This is a genomic window from Bacillus sp. CR71 (genome assembly GCF_003429245.1).
Taxonomy (GTDB): Bacteria; Bacillota; Bacilli; order Bacillales; family Bacillaceae_G; genus Bacillus_A; species Bacillus_A thuringiensis_S.
Genome location: NZ_CP031748.1, coordinates 2,734,229 through 2,755,646 on the forward strand (window position 1 = coordinate 2,734,229; position 21,418 = coordinate 2,755,646).

The following is a 21,418-nucleotide window of genomic DNA, read 5'->3' on the forward strand; positions in this document are numbered from 1 at the left end:
TATGTTAGACCAAAAACAACAATCTAATTCATTTGAAGAACGAGTTGAAACAATTAAACAAGGCGGGGCACCGAAATATCATGAGCAAAATAAAGCAAAAGGAAAATTATTTGTTCGAGATCGTTTAGCGCTTCTATTTGATAATGGCGAATATGTAGAAGATGCATTATTTGCTAACTGTGAACAAACAGGCTTACCTGCGGATGGCGTTGTAACGGCAACGGGTAAAATACATGGTCGTACTGCGTGTGTAATGGCCAATGATTCTACTGTAAAAGCTGGATCATGGGGATCACGCACAGTTGAAAAGATTTTACGTATTCAAGAAACAGCTGAAAAACTACGTGTTCCGTTATTTTATTTAGTCGACTCTGCTGGAGCACGTATTACAGATCAAGTAGAAATGTTCCCAGGGCGCCGCGGTGCAGGAAGAATCTTCTATAATCAAGTAAAGTTATCAGGTAAAGTTCCTCAAGTATGCTTGTTATTTGGACCTTCTGCAGCTGGTGGTGCGTATATTCCAGCCTTTTGTGACGTTGTAATGATGGTAGAAGGAAATGCATCTATGTATTTAGGATCTCCTCGTATGGCTGAGATGGTTATCGGTGAGAAGGTAACTTTAGAAGAGATGGGCGGAGCTCGTATGCATTGCTCTGTATCAGGATGCGGAGATGTTTTATGTAAGACAGAAGAAGATGCGATTACACAAGCAAGACAATACATTTCATATTTTCCAAACAACTACTTAGAAAAGACTCCATTGGTTACACCTCAAGAACCGAAACAATTCGATAAAACGTTAGAACAAATCATTCCAGAAAATCAAAATGCTCCTTTCAATATGAAAGATCTCATTAATAGAGTTATTGATGAAGGTTCATTCTATGAAGTAAAAAAATTATTTGCTCAAGAGCTAATTACAGGCTTAGCACGTATTGATGGTAAGCCAGTTGGTATTATTGCAAATCAGCCGCGTATGAAGGGCGGCGTATTATTCCATGATTCAGCTGATAAAGCTGCTAAGTTTATTAATTTATGCGACGCATATCATATTCCATTATTATTCCTTGCGGATGTACCAGGATTTATGATCGGTACAAAAGTAGAGCGTGCTGGTATTATTCGCCACGGTGCAAAAATGATTTCTGCAATGAGTGAAGCGACTGTACCGAAGATTTCTATCGTTGTTCGTAAAGCATATGGCGCTGGTTTATATGCGATGGCAGGTCCAGCATTTGAACCAGATTGCTGTTTGGCATTACCGACAGCCTCTATTGCGGTAATGGGTCCAGAAGCTGCGGTTAATGCTGTATATGCAAATAAAATTGCAGCTTTACCAGAAGAAGAGCGTGCTAGCTTCATTGCTGAAAAACGTGAAGAGTATAAGAAAGATATTGATATTTATCATTTAGCATCAGAGATGGTGATTGATGGTATTGTTCATCCAAACAATTTACGTGAAGAGTTAAAAGGACGTTTCGAAATGTATATGAGTAAATATCAAGTATTCACGGATCGTAAACATCCTGTATATCCAGTTTAAAAGCCCTATTTAGGGCTTTCTTGCTCAAAAAGTTAAGGAGGGGAAAACATTGAAACAAGCAGTTTGGTTTCCAACAGAAGAGTACAAGGAAAAAACACGTTTATATAGTTGGATGAAATCATTGGGATATGAAGACTATGAAACTTTTTATAATAAATCTATTGAGGAAACAGCTTGGCTTTGGGGAGAGGCAGAAAAAGCAGTTGGCTATCAATGGATGAAACCTTATACAGAAGTGTTAGATTTAGAAAATGGTACACCGTTTGCACAGTGGTATAATGGCGGAACATGTAACGTTGTAGAATCAGCTTTATCCCGCTGGCTTGCGGATGAAGAGACAAGAATACAGCCAGCACTTCAGTACGAAGGAGAAAATGGAACTTCAAAATCATTTACATATGAAGAGCTTGATAACTGGGTAAGCCGTGTTGCCAATGGTTTGAAACACGCGGGTATTGAAAAAGGTGACCGTGTAACAATTTATATGCCGATGATTCCAGAAACAGTTGTTGCGATGCTAGCTGTAATGAAAATTGGAGCAATTATTTCACCAATATTCTCAGGCTTTGCGTCTGATGCAGTTATGACACGTGTGCAAGCGGCAGGTTCAAAAATGATTATTACCGCAGATGGATTTTCACGCCGCGGTAAAATTGTTTCTTTAAAAGATGAAGTAGATAAAGCTTGTGAACATTGCCCAACTGTTGAAAAAGTTGTTATCGTTCGTCATGCAGGAAATGATTTTACACCACATAACTATGACTTTTCGTGGAGTACGCTAGAAAAAGAAAAACCATTCATACATGCCGAGGAAATGCAAAGTGATGATCCATTAATGCTCATTTATACATCAGGAACGACTGGTAAGCCGAAAGGAACAGTACACACGCATGCAGGATTTCCTTTGAAAGCAGCTTTTGATGCAGGATTTGGAATGAATATTAAACAAGGTGATCGTGTATTATGGGTAACTGATATGGGCTGGATGATGGGGCCGTTTCTATTATTCGGTTCACTCATTAATGGAGCAACGATGGTTATGTACGAAGGTGTTCCAGACTTCCCAGAAGCAGACCGGTTATGGGAGACAGTTGATAAATATGAAATTACTCATCTAGGTATTTCGCCAACGTTAATCCGAGCATTAATGGCAAAAGGTGATGAGTATGTCAATAAACATTCTTTAAAGAGTTTGGAAGTATTCGCATCAACAGGAGAACCTTGGAATCCTGATCCATGGATGTGGCTGTTTGAAACAGTTGGAAAAGGAAATGTTCCAATCTGTAACTACTCAGGTGGAACTGAAATCTCTGGTGGGATTTTCGGCAATGTTCTTATTAAGCCAATCGCACCGATTAGTTTTAACGCATCTTTACCAGGAATGGCAGCTGTCGTACTGGATGATCAAGGTAAACCAATTCGAGATGAAGTCGGAGAATTATGCTTAGAGAAACCTTGGGTAGGTATGACGAAAAGCTTCTGGGAAGATGATGAACGTTACGTAAACACATATTGGTCGCGTTTTGAAAATAAATGGGTCCACGGTGACTGGGTCATTTACGATGGTGAACAATATATCATCACAGGGCGTTCAGACGATACGTTAAATATTGCAGGTAAACGTATTGGACCTGCTGAATATGAATCTATTCTTGTGAAACATAACGATGTAATCGAAGCTGCTGCAATTGGTGTACCTGACGAAGTGAAAGGTGAAGTTTGTCATTGCTTTGCTGTATTACGAGAAGGGGTAATATTTACAGAAGATTTAAAGAAAGAATTAATGAGTTTAGTAAACTCACATATTGGAAAAGCGTTGTGTCCTAAAGACATCCACGTTGTAGAAGATTTACCGAAAACACGTAATTCTAAAGTAATGCGCCGTGTTATTAAAGCAGCTTATTTAGGAAAAGAATTAGGTGATTTGTCGTCACTTGTAAATCCTGAAGTAGTACCGTTTATTCAGGGGTTACAGTCTAGTAAATTATAAAATTAGAAAGGAGCTCTATATAAACAGAGCTCCTTTTTTATGTTAATAAAAAGAAAAGAAGTGAATTTGATGAAGAAGAAAAATTCTACTATTGGTGTTAAGTATGTTTTTTGTTTTAATCAAAATACGATATTATGGAATGTCTACTCAATGGAGAAATACTAATTTACAACAAGGTGATAACAAAGCGTGCCTGCTTTATATGTCTGTTAAAACTTTTACGTGTTAATATATAAAAAGCTGACTATACTCAGTCAGCTTTTTATATATTACATTCTAGTATTTATTTCACTATTTGCCGGGCAGTAATGCCCCCACCTAAAAATTCAGCGAAAGTAAGGAAGTAGGTGTGGGATTAACTTTCCGGAAAAGCCCGATTGGTTCCAAAAGCCATATTTTTTTCTTTACGTTGACATTAAAAAAATTACCAATTTTTTCTTTTACAATGGCAACAAATAAAGAAACATTTACAACGACACTTATTTCGTTTAGAACCCCAATCATCGTCACGATGACACTTTTCTTTAGATTTCCACCAATCATCGTCACGATGACACTTTTCTTTAGATTTCCACCAATCATCATTACAATGCTTTTTCTGAGAACTCCAATCATCATCACAATGATGCTTTTCTTTAGATTTCCACCAATCATCACAACAATGCTTTTTCTGAGAACTCCAGCAATCATTTTTCCAAGACATTCATTTCTACCTCCTTTCAATAGTGTTCATATTATTCTATGTTTTAATAAAAAAATGGCTTGTTTATTAACCTACTATTTTATCTTTATATGATAGAGTGTTTTCTACTCGATATAGAGTTCATACAAACCATGCTAATTTTTAAGAGATAGTGGAGAGAACTACTACTAGTTATGGTGTTTTCCAATAAACATTTGTTGAAGAAAGCGTTCTGATTACAAATAATATCTTATTTTCGAGTACGCTTTTTTAAATGTATATTTCACAATAACAAAGGAAAAATCCACAAATAAAGTCTATGTATATGTGAGTTAATGGAAAAATCTAGTGTGTTTTTAAGGTGCGTCTTATTTAAAAGAAAAAAGATTTGTTTTAGAAAGTGGTGTCTAAACATTAAATGGAGTAGGACTAAATTCACGGCCGCTCATTAAACAAGCTTTTAATTAGGAGAAGTCTGTTTTTATAATGAATAATGAAAAGAAAGTATAGTACAATTGTTTGTTTTTTTTCTTTTTATGTGTTTGCCTCGTACCCTTTTAAGCTAGTGGACATACTTTACTAATAGAAAGGATTAGGGGGTGAGGTATTGGGTTCTCGATTTAATAATTGTAAAAAGAAGTGTACATGTAAACAAGATGATTGTTGGGAAGTATTCGAAGAGTGTAAAAAAGAACAGCATGAGAAATGTGATAATTCTTGTGTACAAGGAATTAGAGATGAACTTAAGAAATTAATTAATCGAACAGTTCAAATTAATACAGAGGGACGTACTTATGTAGGTACTGTTTCGTCTGTAAGTTGTGATCTAGTTAGGCTTGCGGCTATTCCTGGATCGGTTGGAGTAATTATTTCCATTTGTAAAATTGAAGCAATTTTCCCACCTGTTACAACGGTTACTGCTGACTTTGATTTTAATGGTATTGATGTAGCAAACAAAGCATAATTATGCTGCTTTTTTGTAAAGCCATTCACATGAATGGCTTTATTTTAATTTCATATAAAAGGAGAATATATTCTTTATATAGAAATAAGTTTGAGGTTATAAAGCATGATGTATGAAAGGAGCAAGGAAGTGATTAAACTAGAAAGCTTTAAGAAATCTGATTTTAAACAATTAATAAATTGGATTAACTCCGAAGAATTTCTAATACAATGGTCAGGAAATGCATTCACATTCCCTTTAGACGAACAGCAATTAGAGAAGTATATAGAAAGTGCAAATACACTCGCTTTCAAAGTGGTAGATGAAGTGACTTCAGACGTTATTGGTCATATTTCGCTTGGGCAAATAGATAATATTAATAAGTCCGCTAGAATTGGAAAAGTATTAGTTGGTAATACGAAGATGAGAGGACGTTCTATAGGAAAACATATGATGAAAGCAGTACTTCATATTGCTTTTGACGAATTAAAACTACATAGGGTAACTCTTGGTGTGTACGATTTTAATACATCGGCCATTTTCTGTTACGAAAAAATAGGGTTTGTAAAAGAAGGCTTATTAAGAGAGTCAAAAAGAGTAGGAGAAACGTATTGGAATTTATGGGAAATGAGTATGTTAGAATATGAATGGAAGAAGTAGCAACAATAGTAATTTATAATTATATTATGTTAACAAAAGGGGCTTGGTGGGTATAGTGGATAATAAAACAAAAATAATTTCAATTGCAGCTGTTTCAGGGGGAGAGCTAGTATATTAAAACTGACAAAGAAACCATTTTTGAAAAAGGCCCACCTGCATTGTTTCTGAGGAATAAGAGGGTGAGCCCTAATTAAACGAAACTGAATGAATCTGTAAAAATTGTAACTAAAGTATGCATCAACAAGGTATTGAAAGGGATGAATAGTAAACTTTACAGATTATTCCATATGTAACAAAACTGGTTAGCTTCTGATTTAAGCGCTACTAAATGATTATTATTAATAGAGTTATTCGTATACATTCTGTTCTTTTGGATGTTAAGTACCGTATAATTCACATCGTTTCGTTCATTTGAAAATGTTGATTCATTTAATAGTGTAAGTGTCGAGTTAATGTTGTATTTATCAATTCGCTCTTTTTTTCCTTTGAAAAACAGTTTGATAAGATGTGGCTCATTATTAATGAATAAGCCAAGTTCAGGTGATGAACGGACGATTAAATCATCTGATTTCCAATGTGATTTACCTGGATCAAACCAGGAGATGTCTTTATTTTTAATGAATTTTTTGTATTGCTTTATAACATCAATGTAGTTTTGTTTTTTTTTCTGATCAACCGTTTGTACTAATGTTTCGAAACATTCAAAAGGTAGTTTGTTTTGATGAAATTTAATAACAGTTTCTCGTAATTGTTTCCAGTAATCAAAAGCTGGTTGATATTCAGGTTGGGATTTTAGATTTTTTATAAAGTTTGTTTTAGCTGTACTACCTTTCAGTGTGAAGTCTAAAAATTGTGTAAGCCCTACTTTAATTTCTGTCATATTACATCACCCTTCCAAACATTATTCATTTAATAATAGACGAAATACCCTACATTTTTAAAGAAATGAGCTAGATGCTAGAAAACCTAATGTCCATGCACAATAGATACGGGAAAGCCAATCCGTAAGTATAAATGATGGACCATCCAATTGAAGATAAATTAGATAATGGTTACCAGGTGATAGGTTATTAATATAATCGGATAGTGAGGCGAGTTTAAAAGATAACAATATAGATTATTTAGCTTGGATTTGAGAAAAAAGTGCATGGGAATAAAGAGGGATATAGGGAAATGGGCTCTCATCAAAAAATATAAGTTGGTATCAGTATACCGTAGAGAATGAGTGTATAGAACATACAAGTAAAAGTATTGGCTAGCACACTTAAAATAAGCCGTATAAAAAGTTAATCATCGTGTGCTTTGATTATATAATGTCGGCGAAATAAATAGTGTGAAGGACAGCGATCTTAACAAGTGTTTCATGTAACGTTCATGTACTTTAATTTTTTATAATTAATCAAATTTGAATTTTGTTTGTTGTTAAGAAAAGGTGAGAAGAAAATAAAAAAAGAGGGCTAATGCCCTCTTTTTTTATTAATTTGGTAATTAATCACAGATTGGTATCCCAAGCACTCTTAGAGCTAATGCTACTTGAAGGGAAATCTCTAATCTAGCAATTTCAATACCAGCTACTGAAAGAACTAAAAAAGGTTGTCCGTTTACAAATACAACGCAACTATCCATAGTTAAGCCTCCTTTCTAGTAATCTACTATAGTATATGAATAGAACTTTAATATGTAATAGTTAAATTGTTGGATTTAATAGAATTAATAGATTAACCCATTTAAACTAAACAAACGAACACAATGAACGGAAACAGAGATGGGTGTATGCCTCGAAAAACATAGGTTTTAAGACATGGGATATGAAATTCATCATATTGGTCAGCTGTCTATATGGGCGAGGCAGTTAAACTTGCAACCAGTTTCAGCAAATTTAATTGGAAGAGGATAATAGAATTAAAAACCGACTTGCATCTCAAACGCAAGTCGGTTTTTATATATAAGAAGATTTCTTAATTGAAATCCTCGGATTTTTTCTGACGTATATGTAAAAACATTAAGGTGGTAATGATTAAAAAAATCATTATAGTTTGTATAATTAAATTTTTAAACTGAAGCAATATTGTCCACGATGTAAGGGTGTCTTTAAAAGCTTGGAGTGCAGAGTACGAGGAAGGATCAAAACCATACTGTAGCAACTTTTTTGTTTCAATAAATGAAATGTTTTCTTCATCTGCATCTAATATTACTGAAATTAGTCTAGTATCTTCAAGTTTTGCTGTACTGACAAAACTATAATTACCATTAGTTGAAAAACTAGTTTGTAAGCCATCAACACCTTGAAGTTTAATGTTTTCATTAAGGGAATATATCATTTTATTCGTATTGAAAACCTGGGAATCTTTGAAGGAAAATTGGTAAGAGGTTAGTTTCGTAATATTCAATACATCTGGAAAATCTTTTATTAATCGTGCTGCTAATTTAGCTACGTCTATTGCTGTTGTAGTTGATTGTTTATTTGTATCATTATTAATTCCAGTAGAGTTTAGAAATGGAGATGGTTGTAATAACTTTAGTTCTTTTGCTTTTTTATTCATTAATACTGTAAAGTTATCTTCATTTCCAGCAATGTGTTCTGCAAGAGCGAGTGCAGAACGATTATTCCCTGCCAGTAGCAATGCATGAAGTAAATCACGAACCGTTGTTTTATCATTCGATGTTACTTGTATAGGGCTTGTTTCTACTCGGAATACTTCGTTACTTATTTGTACGAAGTCATCTAACTGTATTTTTCTATCATTTAGTTGCTCCAATACGATATATTCTGTCATTAATTTAGATAAAGCAGCTGATTGTACTGGAGTTTCTTCATTTTTTTTATAAACAATTTCACCTGAATTAGCATTTATTAAGATAGCTGATTTAGCTTGAATAATCGGACCATTTACATAAAGGTAAAAATATAAAACGATAAGTGCAGTAATGAAAAAAGATAATAATAAAATAGCGAATTTTTTTAAGAATTGCATAAGCGATCCTCCTATTATGACATCAATAATAGTATTGTAAAAAAGAATGCTTAATTAGGAAGAAAGAAAAGGTAAAGAATTTCTAAAGAATTATAAAGGATTATTAATTTTTTGTAATTAATGGAAAAAGTTCAATTTCTTATATGATAAGAAATTGAACTTTTTATTTGTGATATTAACCTTTGTAGGGGAGTAGTTTTACAGTGAAAGTTGTTTTTTCGTCATCACTATATACTTCAATTGTTCCTTTATGCAATTCGACTATACTTTTTGCAATTGCTAATCCAAGTCCAGATCCACCAGTGTTTGTAGAGCGCGATTTTTCAACGCGATAAAAACGTTCAAAAATATGAGGTAAATCCGTACTAGGAATAGGTTGTCCGTAATTTGTTATATCAATTGTAATCATATTATTGCTTTCATAAGCAGTAAGGTCAATATAGCGACCTTCGCTTCCATAAGCGATAGCGTTTATAATAAGATTTTCAAACACACGCACTAATTTGTCACCATCAGCTAATACCATGAGCTTTTGAGATGGGAAAGAAGGTCTACATTCTATATTAGCTTCTTGAACCTGTATTCGGAATTGAACAGTTAATTGTCCAAGTAACTCTACAATATCAATGGGGACAGAATACAAGCTTAACTCTTTATTTTGAACACGTGTATATTCGAACAAGTCATTCATTAATGCATTAAGACGAGTTACTTTATCATAAATGACTTGAATATAGTATCGCAATTCCACTTCATCTCTATAATTATCATGATGAATTAAATTTACGTATCCAACTATAGAAGTAAGGGGAGTACGTAAATCATGTGATACATTTGTAATAAGTTCACTCTTTGCTTGTTCCGCTTGTCTTTCTTCATCAATTGAGACTTTTAATTGTTCAACAATTTCATTGATCCCGATTGCTAACTCTTCCAAATAATTATGATTTACAACAGAAACTTTATGATTGAAGTTTCCATTTGCAATGTAACGAATTTCTTCTATCATTTTTTTTATACAAGTTTCATAGTAAAGTTTTCTCTCGTGACGATAAAAAATGTAAAGATAGGATGAAAAAATAGAAAATAAAAACAAATAAGAAACAATCATCATCCATAAAGATTCTTTAACCCCTTTATACTTTTCATAACCAAAAATTCGAATGAATTCTTTACCGAGCTCGGTTAGAGTAAGTGAACTTTCAATTACACTCGTAACGAGGCGATAAATAATTAATTCAGTAATAGGAGTGAGTGTGATAGCTAGTAAGAGCCAAAAAATAAGTTTCCATTTAGGGATATCTTTTAATATATCAAATGCTTCATTTCTCAATTTTATAGCCAACTCCCCAAACAGTGTGAATAAATTTTTCTCCATTCATTACCGTTTCAAGTTTATCCCGTAAGTTGCTAATATGGACCATTACCGTCTTATTTGAACCATAACCATCTTCATTCCAAACGCGTTCGAAAATTTCTTCTGAACTAAATACTCTTCCTGTATTACTCGCAAGTAAATATAAAATATCGAATTCAATAGAGGTTAGTTTAATATACTCTCCATTTACTTTAACAGTATGATTATGTTTGTGTATTTCAACAGAGCGAATACGAATAATACCATCTTCATTCTTTTGCGAAGTAGCATTTTGGAAAGATGATCTTCGTAATAAAGCTTTCACTCTAGCTACTAATTCTAATGGATTGAATGGTTTGATCATATAATCATCGGCACCTGTCATAAGACCTAATATTTTATCCATATCTTCTGCTTTTGCACTAAGCATTAGAATTGGTACAGTATTATTTTCACGTACTTCCTGACAAACTTCTAATCCGTTTCGTTTTGGCATCATAATATCCAAAATCATAAGGTCAACTTCATATGTAGAAACCTTCTGCAATGCTTCATCGCCATCATAAGCTTTATAAATGTTATAGCCTTCATTTCGCAAATAAACAGCAAGTAATTCAACAATTTCTTTATCATCATCAATAATTAATATGTTTTTATTCATTTTGTAGTTCCTTTCCTTACAAATCATCAACATTACTATAATATCAAACATTTATGTACTTGTAGCAATGATTCTGTATAAAATTTCATGTAACGTATTAAAAAGGAGTAAAAAGATTAATAACGAATATAAAATAACAAAGATATTTAAATTCTGCATTATACTGAAAGTTAGTTATAAGGGGGATTTTCTATGTTATATAATGATATATATTCATTTGCTCCAACTGGAAAAATAGACAATGATATTAAAGATTTTCTACTAAAATATAATAAAGAGTTTACATATAAACATTCAATTCGTGTGGCAAATAAGGCAAAAAAGATTGCAGAAAAGTTTCACGTAGATAAAGAAAAAGCAGCAATTGCAGGATATTTACATGATATTAGTGGCATTTTTCCGAACGAGGAGCGGATTGCAGTTGCTGAAGAATTTGGGGTAGAAATAGAGGAAGCAGAAAGAAAGTTTCCTATGATTATTCATCAAAAACTATCGAGAGTAATCGCAAAAGAAATATTTAAAGTAGAAGATGAAGACGTATTAGATGCAATTTGTTGTCATACTACACTGCGTAAACACCCAACAAAGATGGATTTAGTTTTATTTGTTGCAGATAAAATAGAATGGGATCAAAAGGGGACACCACCATATTTAATAGAAATAAAAAAAGGATTGGAAAAATCTTTGGAAAAAGCTGCTTTTGTATATATTTCATATTTGTGGGAAAGGAAAGATACATTGAAAGTTATACATCCGTGGCTAGAAGAAGCATATTGGTATTTAAAAAGAATTGTACAGTAGAAGGGACAAGGAAATGCAATTAAAAGAATATATGAATCAAACATTTCCAGGAGTTACATTAGTACCGTACTTATATTCTCAGTGGGAAAATCATTTGTATTTTGATTTTGGAAAAGATAAATATCAAATTGTAGAAGGAACCGACGATTTAAATATGGAATACTTTTCTCAGCTATATACATATAATAAATTCTTATTTGAAGACATATTTTCAAAAGAAGATGTAGTGTTTGTAGTGACAAATGTTTATAGATTTAAAAAGGAAAACACAAAAACTCCACAGAAAATAAATGTATACAATAAATATATTAAGAAAAGAGATTTAAGATTTCATATAAGACAAGAAACGTTACCGTTTCTATTTGAAGATGAAGAGGCAGATTTATCCCGCTATTTGCCGGGCAGTAAGACCCCCACCTCAAAATTCAGCGAAAGCAAAGAAGGTAGGTGGGGGGCGGGCTGCCCCTAAAAGCCCGATTGGTGAGGGCTGATAATCAGTGGGGGATGAACTGATTAAAGTTTCACATTATATTGTACATATCAATTTTCTTTAAAATGTCTTGCGGAAGATATTAAATATGAATCGCTTATACAAGCTGCTAATCATGAGGATTTCTCTGTTTTGTATCCTCGATTTGGACGGAAAAAAGAAATTTCTTATCCAGATGTATTTCTCATAAATGCAACGAAAGATATTGTCATGTTTATGTATGATGATAGAGGATGTGAAGTAATTGCGAAGAATAAAGAAATAATACGAGATTTATATAAGAAATATAAAGAATGGATTCCAGATTATGAACGAGAAAGTATAGATAACTTATTTAAATGACAATAGGGGAAGTGAAGCGTGTAATGAAACGTATTGCAATTGTATCTGCATGGGAACCAGAACTGACGTATTTGCATCAACATTATCCGAGTGAACGTGTTGAAAAAAGAGCAGCTTGGGAATTTCATTTTCATACTATCAATGAGCTGGAAATTATATCAGTTGTAACTGGTGTCGGTAAAGTAAGCTGCGCTAGTTGTGTACAATTGTTAATTAGTGAGTTTCAGCCAGATGAGTTGTTTATGACAGGAATATGCGGAAGTTTATCAAACAAAGTGAAAAACGGTCATATTGTAGTAGCACTAAACGCAATACAACACGATGTTACTGCTGCTGGCTCAGGAGAAGATGTTTTTAATTTATATAACGGTAGAACAGCACCTATTGAAACAACAAAATCACTTGTAAGAAGAATAAAAAAAATACGATTGTATGATCCGATACATTTCGGTACATTTTTATCTGGAGATCAACGTATTCGTAGTTCAGAAATGAGATATTTACTTCATACTGTATACGGAGCATTGGCAGTTGATCAAGAAGTAGCAGCTTTCGCCTATGTGTGTCAAATAAATAAAAAACCATTTTTATGTTTAAAAGCTGCTTCAGATCAAGCAAATGATAAAACGAAAGAAGAACAAAAAATCTTTAAAATGCTAGCATGCGAAAGAGCATGTGAGCATTTAATTGCTTTTTTACGTGTTTATGAGATTAATGTAGTAAATAATAGATAGTTTGTTATAAAACAAATTAATAGTAAGTTATATGTAGGGAAATGTCCGTTCATTTCAAATTAAGAGCTGAAATTTATAATAGATGGAATATATTATATGGGTACATGTTGAGATTAATACAAGCAATTGGAGGGCAATTTTATATGATTCAATATAAAAGGTGTAGTGAAGTAAATATTGATTTAGTATATGAAGCTTTTAAAGATGGATTTTCCGATTATATTATTAAGATGGAAGTTTCAAAAGAGGGTTTTATACAACGTTTTTTTGGACCAGAAGGTAATTTGCTAGAACATTCTTTTCTTGCTTTAGACGGTGACAAATCAGTTGGCGTAATATTAGGTGGTATAAAGGATTATGAAAGTATAAAGACTATGCGCTGTGGAACATTAGCGGTTCATCCTAATTACCGCGGTATTGGTGTGAGTCAAAAATTATTTGAACTGCATAAAGAAGAGGCGATTCAACATGGATGTAAGCAACTTTTTCTCGAAGTCATTGTAGGAAACGACCGAGCGATTCATTTTTATAATAAGTTGGGCTATGAAAAAGTGTACGATCTTTCTTATTATAATTTAAATGATTTGACTAAAATAATGAATAAAGATTGTAAGGATATTGAAGTAAAACAATTAGAATTTCCAACTTTTAAAGATGAAATTCAGAAATGGTTAAACTTCCATATAAATTGGCAAAATGATGTTGATTATATCGAAAAAACAAATAATGTATTTTATGGTGCATATGTCGATAATGACTTAAAAGGCTCTCTATGTGTAAATGAACAAGGTAAAATTAGTTTTATTTTCGTAGACAAAGTTTATAGAAATATTGGTGTTGGGATGAAATTATTAGAAGTAGCAAGAGAAGAATTAATTTTATCAAGTTTATCAATTGGGTTTCCTAACAATAATTTACTGGAGGGTTTTTTAAAGAAATGTGGATTTGAAAAGAATTCTTTAGCGCAATATGAAATGTATTTATTACTCTAAAAGCGGAAGGGATTTATTCTTTTCGCTTTTTATTTTTTCTGTTAAGTTGGTAAATGCTTCGCAACTATAATTTGTAATGAGAGGAATTTGTTTATCCTTAAGTTATCTTTTTAATTGTCAATTTCATGCTAATAATTTTCTTTGTATAATATTCTAATTTTATGTAGAATAGATACGATGGGAGGGGATGAAATGAATAATGGATTAAAGTTTAAGATTTTTGAATTGCATTGTCTTGTTCAAAAGACTTATTCTGATATTAAAATAGCGTGTGATATTGCTATTTATCAAGAAAACACTTCTAAATATTTAATTTCATTAGGATTTTTAAATAAATCATATATGACTTATATAGAAGCAAAAAGATTCTATCGCGAAAATGAAGAGCTTGTAAGTGTAGAATTTGATAATTTCTTTGATATGTATGATAAATTAGAAAACGAATTAAAACAAGTTATTTCAACTGAAGATAAAAATCCTTCATTGCTACATAGCAGACTTGATCAGTTTCAACAGAAAGTTGAAAATATAAATGACCTAATAAAAGTATTGCAAAATGCTCGTTAATGAATGCTTTTTTCTTTTTTGTATAGAAATTATGTATTAAAAACATTTTAGGGATATTACATATTAAAGAGGTGGCTTTTGTTGATTACAAAAGTCATCTTTTTATGTTAGGAATAGATTGTATACATTTTAGCAGTTTCATATAAATAATAGGAATTTATACGAGGGGAATATCATGGGAAATAAAAAAGAAATAGCTATAGTTGCATTAACAACAGGATTCGTTTTAACAAGTGTAACGCCATATGGATTAGGTCATGCAGAGGAAACTGGTCAAATGCAAGTAGAAATTCAAGAGGATTCGTTCCGTACAGGTGATCTTACACAACCATCAAAAAAGGCGCCAGAGAATGTAGTGAAAGATGCACTTAAGGAAAATACGGAGCATGCTTTGTCTCCAAAACAAGTTAGTGCAGAAACAGGAGTAGATTACAAGGTTCTTCAAAAACGTGGTTCTTATGATGGAACTACACTTGTGCGCATGCAACAAATATATGAAGGAAAAGAAGTATATGGTCACCAGTTGACTGCTCACGTAGATAAAAAAGGTATTATTAAAAGTATTTCAGGAGATAGCGCACAAAATTTAACACAAGAAGATTTAAAGAAACCTATTAATTTATCAAAAGAAGAAGCAAAACAATATATTTATAAAAAGTACGGAAACGATACTAAATTTATTTCTGAGCCAGAAGTTAAGGCAGTTATTTTTGTTGATGAAAATCATGGACAGGCTAGCAATGCATATCAAGTTACATTTGCTGCTACAACACCAAATTATGTATCTGGAACTTATTTAGTGAATGCTCATAATGGTGAAATGTTAAAAGATATGGTACAAGAATCAAGTTTGAAAATAAGTGAAGAGTATGTTCAATCCGTTAAGGAAAATAAAACTAGCAATTTTACATCATTAACTGGAACAGGAAAAGATGATTTAGGCGTAACTCGTACATTTGGTATTTCTAAACAGACCAGTGGGAATTATGCGCTTGCTGATTACACAAGAGGACAAGGAATTGAGACATATGATGTAAATTATAGAGATATTACAAATGAAGAAAGTTATTATCCTGGTATACTAGCAACTAGCGTTTCAACAACATTTAATGATCCAAAGGCGGTAAGCGCTCATTTCTTAGCAACAAAGGTATACGATTTTTATAAAGAAAAATATAAGCGTAATAGTTTTGATAATAAAGGAAACAAAGTAGTTTCAGTTGTACATGCATGGGATTCTGGAGGAACAAATGATCCTGAAAATTGGGAAAATGCATTTAGTACTAATATTAATAACATTAGTATGCTTTTATATGGAGATCCTATGGTAAAAGCGTTCGATATAGCCGGTCATGAATTTACACATGCAGTTACATCAAGTGAATCTAACCTTGAATTTTCAGGAGAATCTGGGGCAATTAATGAGGCATTATCGGATATTATGGGAACGGCTATAGAGAAATACATAAATAATGGGGAATTTAACTGGACAATAGGAGAACAAACTGGATCGATTTTTCGTAATATGAAAAATCCAACTGCAATTAATTTTTCAGATGGACTACCGTATCCTGATGATTATAGTAAATATAATGATTTAAATGGAGAGGATTATGGAGGCGTTCATTTTAACTCAAGTATTATTAATAAAGTTGCGTATTTAATTGCACAAGGTGGTACTCATAACGGTGTAAATGTAAATAGCATTGGTGAAGATAAAATGTTTGATATTTTCTATTATGCAAATACTGATGAATTAAACATGACTTCTAATTTTTCTGAATTGAAATTGGCATGCCTTAAAGTGGCAACTAATAAATATGGAACGAACTCAATTGAAGTTCAAGCAGTCCAAAATGCTTTTGATGCTGCAAAAATTATAGAAAAAGTGAAAGAAAACGAAAAAACAGCAGAAAACCAAGCTCCAGAGTTAACTGTACCGTTTACGATTACACTACGTGTAGGAGATACGTTTGATCCAATGAGAAATGTAAAAGCTGTTGATAAAGAAGATGGTGATTTAACAAATAAAGTAAAGCATAAAGGCGATGTAAATACTTCAAAACCAGGTACATACATTGTGGAATACTTGGTTGTTGATTCTAAAGGCGGGAATGCAACGGCTATACAGACTGTAATTGTAGAGGGAAATGGAGAAATATCAGATTTAGAACCTAAATTAACAGTGCCTGTTGGAGCGATACTTCATGTAGGAGATTCATCTGTTCCAATGGCAGAAGTATTAGCTATCGATAAAGAAGACGGTGATCTCACTTCTAAAATTAAAGTTGATGGTGAAGTAGATACATCAAAAGCCGGTACTTACGTATTAACGTACACGGTTACAGATTCTAAAGGTCATGAAGTAACGGCGAAGCAAACTGTAACGGTCAAAGTTAGAGAAGAAATTAAAAATGAAAAACCAATACTAAAAGTACCTGCTACAACTTCGATTACTGAGGGTGATCAATTTGATCCGTTGATAGGAGTATCGGCTACTGACAAAGAAGACGGTGATCTTACTTCTAAAGTAGCGTATAAAGGAACTATAGATACAACTAAAGCTGGTATTTATGAAATAATATATAGTGTAAGAGATTCCGTGGGTAATGAGGTAAATACAATACAAAAAGTATTAGTGAAAGATAAAGAAACTAGCAAACCTAATGGTCTTGCTAATAAGACAAATAGCAATAGTATCTCAAATAACAGTAATACAGATAAAAAAGAATATACATATAAGGAGCTGCCAAAGACGGGTGTAAGTACAACTAACAGTGCAGCAATCGGCATATTGATGATTATTACAGGTACAGTACTCACTTTGATTCGCAAATTTAGAAAGATACAAAAATAATAGTAGGGATTATTCGTTTGAAGAAAAGAGTTCAGTATTCAAAAGAAATAAAGTAGAAAGTAAATAAAACGAAATATGGATTTTTTACTTATTAAGATTTTAATAGTTAAGCGGTACATTTGGCCTTTATAAAAATTTGCAGTTGGATACTATTCTGTCTACAGAACTATATTACATATAAAACACGTTACTATTCTTTTATTTTAATGAGAATAGTAACGTGTTTTTTGATTTGAAAATAGCATAAATCCTATAGCTCATGAATATAGGAGTACTTCTAATTTGCCATTGATAAGTTACTGAAAACACTTTGCTTTAATGGAAGTGTCACTCTAAATGACAACATGAGATTTTCGATATTTACCAGGTGTTTCATTGGTGAATTTTTTAAAAATTTTAGTAAAATAACTTTGATCGCTAAAATTAAGCGAAGCGCATATGTCTGATAAGGGATAGGTGGTGAAAGTTAATAATTTCTTTGCTTCTTCGATTCGTTCACGTTGAATGTACTCAATTAATGAAATACCGACTTCTTTTTTAAATAATATAGATAAATAATCTGAATTCACATTTGCAAATTTAGCAAGTTGTTTAACAGATATTGGATTGTAAATGTTTTTAAAAATGTAGTTTTTGCAAATAGCAATAGTCTGTGAATGTTGCTGTGTTTTTTGTGCCTTTACACGGTCTGCAAAGGTACAAAAAGCATTTTTTAATAAATCCCAAACAGATTCTTTGTCTTTTAAATTTTCTGTTCTTTGAATATGTAAATCATAAATTTTGTAAGCTATCCCAGATGGAAGACCCCCTTTTATCGCATATCTAGTGGCGAGCGTAATGGATGAAATACAAATGTTTTTATGACGTCTTAATTGATGGAATGAAGATAAAGATGAAAGAGTCTCTTGTTGGAATTCGTAATAATATTTGAGCACGGTTTCTTTATCCCCGTTTTCTATAGAACCAAGTAGTTGCTGCTCTATATATAAATTATGATAAATGGATTCGTCTTTTTGCATTGAAATATATACATCTTCGTTTAAGATTCTGCTATGACTTATATGAAGTGAGTCACTGTTATTTGAAAATGTGCTTACATCTGAATTTTTTTTATAGAGAATGTTATAGAACAATATTGCTATATTTACAAAGAAATTTTGATCTTTGACTGACAATGAAAAATAATGGTCTCTTGTTCTTTTATAATTTGGAATAAAATTAAGTTTACTATCCGCTTTACTTGTAGAAAAATTCACATGTGCCAAGGGCCCAATAATAACAGTACCGTTCACCATATAATCGCTCTTTATGTGAATTAAAATGAAGTGCCCTAGATGTTCGTGAGTTCTGAAGATGGGGGAATTATATGTATCATTTCTCTGAAAAAGCACATGTAACTGTTCTATTTTTGATGTATACAACAAGTGTGAATCATTTTTTGATGTGAATTCTAAAAGGATATTTTTGTTACAATCTAAAAAACAAACTGGAATTTCAAAAGATTGGAAAAACATATTGCAAATGTACTCTATCTCAACTAGACTGAGCTTTTTAGTCATATTCTTCCTCCTTACAGTTATGCGTAATAGTTAAATAAACATATATTCCTTTTTTCATAAGTAGAAACGGAAAACCTTTATTAATAAAAAATATAAATAAAAGTTATAAACTTCTAAGAATAATACCATAATTTAACATGAATAGCACATATTATTTGAATATACAGGTAATAGTTTTGGACAGTAACGTAAAATATGAATCGTCACACTTATTTGTTGGTTATTACTTATATGTATTAAAAATGATTAAGGTTGGATTTTAAATAGGGATAGGAAGTGAGAAATTAATAGATTGACAGTAAGTGACTAGTCGAAATTAGCAGTGAAAGCTATTATGTAACAAATGTAATGATTTTTGAAGTAGAGATATAAGTGTAATTTAGGGGAGAAAATTACATATATCATGTGGAGAGACAACGTAATAATAGAAGATAAGAAATGTGAATAAGTGATTGTAAACAATGGATTGTTGGACGACTATGTTTTATGTTATTCGTTTAAATCTGATACTTGGCACACTATTGCTTTTAAGAAGGTAATAGTAATAAAGAGATTTTTAAAATGATAGAAGTAGTAAAGGGGATAAGAGAAATGAAAAAAATATTTAGTGTGCTTTTAGTGTTATTCTTAACATTTTCTACATGGTCTAGTGTATTAGTAAAGGCAGATTCACCATCTAAAGGTACTTTAACGATTCATAAGTATGAACAAGAAAAAGATGGAGCGCAGGGACTAGAAGGTGACGGTTCTGCAAATCAAGAGGTGCCAAAAGATGCGAAACCATTAAAAGGTGTAACGTTTGAAGTGAAAAAGGTTGCGTCTTTTGAAAAAATTTCAAACGATGGGAAAATCGTGAAAGAAGATGTGAAACCTGTAATGGGAGCAACTCCAACGCAAGTAGTAACAGATGATAACGGACAAGCTGTATTAAAAGATCTTCCGCTAGGACGTTATGAGGTGAAAGAAGTGGCAGGACCTCCACATGTTAATCTAAATCCCAATACGTATACAGTGGATATCCCATTAACGAATAAAGAGGGTAAGGTGCTAAACTATGATGTTCACATGTATCCTAAAAATGAGGTTAAACGTGGTGCAGTGGATTTAATAAAAACTGGTGTAAATGAAAAAGCATTAGCAGGTGCAGTATTCTCTTTATTTAAAAAAGACGGTACAGAAGTGAAAAAAGAGTTAGTAACAGATGCTAATGGTCATATTCGCGTGCAAGGATTGGTGTATGGAGAATACTATTTCCAAGAAACAAAAGCTCCGAAAGGCTATGTAATAGATCCAACTAAACGTGAGTTTTTTGTTAAGAACTCCGGAACAATTAATGAAGATGGAACTATTACTTCTGGTACAGTAGTTAAATTAGAAGTGAAAAACTATGAAGAACCAATAATTGATAAAAAGATTAACGGAAAATTGGAAGCGTTACCAATCAATCCGTTAACTAATTATAATTATGATATTAAAACATTAATTCCAGAAGACATTAAGGAATACAAAAAATATGTGGTAACAGATACTTTGGATAATCGTTTAGTGATTCAAGGAAAGCCAATCGTGAAAATTGATGGAGCAGAAGTAAATGCAAGCATTGTAGAGGTAGCTATAGAAGGTCAAAAAGTAACAGCTACAGTAAAAGATTTCACAAAATTAGATGGTAAAAAAGAATTTCATTTGCAAATTAAATCTCAAGTAAAAGAAGGAGTACCATCTGGTTCGGAAATTTTAAATACAGCAAAAATTGATTTTACAAATAAAAATGATGTAATTGGAGAAAAGGAATCTAAACCTGTAGTTGTTGTTCCAACAACTGGAATAATTGAGTTAACAAAAATTGATGGTGCTAATAAGAATAAATTAAAAGGTGCAGAGTTTGTACTTAAAGATAAAAATGGAAAAATAGTTGTTGTAGCAGGAAAAGAAGTAACAGGTGTATCAGATGAAAATGGTGTTATTAAATGGTCTAACATTCCATATGGAGACTATCAAATTTTCGAAACGAAAGCTCCAACATATACAAAAGAAGATGGTACAAAAGCTTCTTATCAATTATTAAAAGATCCCATTGATGTAAAGATTAGTGAAAATAATCAAACGGTTAAATTAACGATTGAAAATAATAAAAGTGGATGGGTTCTTCCGGTAACGGGTGGCATAGGAACGACTCTTTTTACTGTAATAGGTCTTACGTTAATGGTTACAGCGGCATTTGTTTTCTTTAGAAAAAAGTCTGCTAATAATTAAGATTTTAGGAAC

Annotated in this window: 17 protein-coding genes and 2 pseudogenes; 12 read left to right on the forward strand and 7 right to left on the reverse strand. The window is 32.2% G+C overall.

What is annotated here, in order from left to right; genetic code table 11:
• The first annotated feature begins 1 nt into the window (after position 1).
• Positions 2–1,543 (forward strand): acyl-CoA carboxylase subunit beta, encoded by a 1,542-nt coding sequence (locus DOS87_RS13660; RefSeq protein ID WP_000886744.1) that lies wholly within the window; start codon positions 2–4, stop codon positions 1,541–1,543.
• A gap of 49 nt (positions 1,544–1,592) precedes the next feature.
• On the forward strand, positions 1,593–3,533 hold the full coding sequence (locus DOS87_RS13665; RefSeq protein ID WP_000806506.1) for an AMP-binding protein: 1,941 nt from the start codon (positions 1,593–1,595) through the stop codon (positions 3,531–3,533).
• 318 nt (positions 3,534–3,851) lie between these two features.
• On the opposite strand, the gene DOS87_RS13670 is transcribed toward DOS87_RS13665, so the two are convergent.
• Positions 3,852–4,223, reverse strand: a complete 372-nt coding sequence (locus DOS87_RS13670) for a hypothetical protein (RefSeq protein WP_208730364.1) — start codon at positions 4,221–4,223, stop codon at positions 3,852–3,854.
• 599 nt (positions 4,224–4,822) lie between these two features.
• Between DOS87_RS13670 and DOS87_RS13675 the strand changes: the two genes are divergently transcribed.
• Entirely contained in the window at positions 4,823–5,179 is a 357-nt protein-coding gene (locus DOS87_RS13675; protein ID WP_000535572.1) for a hypothetical protein, read from the forward strand.
• 105 nt (positions 5,180–5,284) lie between these two features.
• Positions 5,285–5,818 (forward strand): GNAT family N-acetyltransferase, encoded by a 534-nt coding sequence (locus DOS87_RS13680; RefSeq protein WP_000990084.1) that lies wholly within the window; start codon positions 5,285–5,287, stop codon positions 5,816–5,818.
• A gap of 271 nt (positions 5,819–6,089) precedes the next feature.
• On the opposite strand, the gene DOS87_RS13685 is transcribed toward DOS87_RS13680, so the two are convergent.
• Positions 6,090–6,698, reverse strand: coding sequence for a hypothetical protein (locus DOS87_RS13685; protein WP_000136050.1), 609 nt, complete (start codon positions 6,696–6,698; stop codon positions 6,090–6,092).
• Between the two features lie 608 nt (positions 6,699–7,306).
• Positions 7,307–7,444, reverse strand: coding sequence for a DUF3956 domain-containing protein (locus DOS87_RS13690; RefSeq protein WP_000376554.1), 138 nt, complete (start codon positions 7,442–7,444; stop codon positions 7,307–7,309).
• Between the two features lie 181 nt (positions 7,445–7,625).
• Here DOS87_RS13690 and DOS87_RS13695 point away from each other — a divergent pair.
• Positions 7,626–7,715, forward strand: a pseudogene (locus tag DOS87_RS13695) (DNA damage-inducible protein DinB); the annotation flags it as partial.
• A gap of 61 nt (positions 7,716–7,776) precedes the next feature.
• Here the strand turns inward: DOS87_RS13695 and DOS87_RS13700 are convergent.
• The 3 genes from DOS87_RS13700 to DOS87_RS13710 form a co-directional block, all read right to left on the reverse strand.
• Positions 7,777–8,793, reverse strand: coding sequence for a D-alanyl-D-alanine carboxypeptidase family protein (locus DOS87_RS13700; protein WP_001160048.1), 1,017 nt, complete (start codon positions 8,791–8,793; stop codon positions 7,777–7,779).
• A gap of 175 nt (positions 8,794–8,968) precedes the next feature.
• Complete coding sequence (locus tag DOS87_RS13705) at positions 8,969–10,126, reverse strand: sensor histidine kinase (protein ID WP_098425356.1); 1,158 nt, start codon at positions 10,124–10,126, stop codon at positions 8,969–8,971.
• Positions 10,116–10,811: a response regulator transcription factor gene (locus tag DOS87_RS13710; RefSeq protein ID WP_001038808.1), complete on the reverse strand. Its 696-nt coding sequence runs from the start codon at positions 10,809–10,811 to the stop codon at positions 10,116–10,118. The genes DOS87_RS13705 and DOS87_RS13710 overlap by 11 nt, the downstream gene beginning before the upstream one ends.
• A 192-nt stretch (positions 10,812–11,003) precedes the next feature.
• Between DOS87_RS13710 and yqeK the strand changes: the two genes are divergently transcribed.
• The 6 genes and pseudogenes from yqeK (at position 11,004) to DOS87_RS13745 (ending at position 17,594) form a co-directional block, all read left to right on the forward strand.
• Positions 11,004–11,612: a bis(5'-nucleosyl)-tetraphosphatase (symmetrical) YqeK gene (yqeK, locus tag DOS87_RS13715; RefSeq protein ID WP_098506502.1), complete on the forward strand. Its 609-nt coding sequence runs from the start codon at positions 11,004–11,006 to the stop codon at positions 11,610–11,612.
• Between the two features lie 13 nt (positions 11,613–11,625).
• Positions 11,626–12,444: pseudogene (locus tag DOS87_RS30620) on the forward strand (DUF3885 domain-containing protein).
• Entirely contained in the window at positions 12,441–13,178 is a 738-nt protein-coding gene (locus tag DOS87_RS13730) for a phosphorylase family protein (protein ID WP_002082744.1), read from the forward strand. Before DOS87_RS30620 ends, DOS87_RS13730 begins: the two are co-directional and overlap by 4 nt.
• Before the next feature lie 143 nt (positions 13,179–13,321).
• Positions 13,322–14,170, forward strand: a complete 849-nt coding sequence (locus DOS87_RS13735) for a GNAT family N-acetyltransferase (RefSeq protein ID WP_000617064.1) — start codon at positions 13,322–13,324, stop codon at positions 14,168–14,170.
• 192 nt (positions 14,171–14,362) lie between these two features.
• Positions 14,363–14,737: a hypothetical protein gene (locus DOS87_RS13740; protein ID WP_001059022.1), complete on the forward strand. Its 375-nt coding sequence runs from the start codon at positions 14,363–14,365 to the stop codon at positions 14,735–14,737.
• A 175-nt stretch (positions 14,738–14,912) separates the two neighbouring features.
• Complete coding sequence (locus DOS87_RS13745) at positions 14,913–17,594, forward strand: M4 family metallopeptidase (RefSeq protein ID WP_098578048.1); 2,682 nt, start codon at positions 14,913–14,915, stop codon at positions 17,592–17,594.
• Positions 17,595–17,926: 332 nt separating this feature from the next.
• Here the strand turns inward: DOS87_RS13745 and DOS87_RS13750 are convergent, their stop codons facing one another.
• Positions 17,927–19,153: a helix-turn-helix domain-containing protein gene (locus DOS87_RS13750; RefSeq protein ID WP_000162841.1), complete on the reverse strand. Its 1,227-nt coding sequence runs from the start codon at positions 19,151–19,153 to the stop codon at positions 17,927–17,929.
• A 591-nt stretch (positions 19,154–19,744) separates the two neighbouring features.
• Between DOS87_RS13750 and DOS87_RS13755 the strand changes: the two genes are divergently transcribed.
• Positions 19,745–21,406, forward strand: coding sequence for a SpaA isopeptide-forming pilin-related protein (locus tag DOS87_RS13755; protein ID WP_098578047.1), 1,662 nt, complete (start codon positions 19,745–19,747; stop codon positions 21,404–21,406).
• Positions 21,407–21,418: the final 12 nt, after the last annotated feature.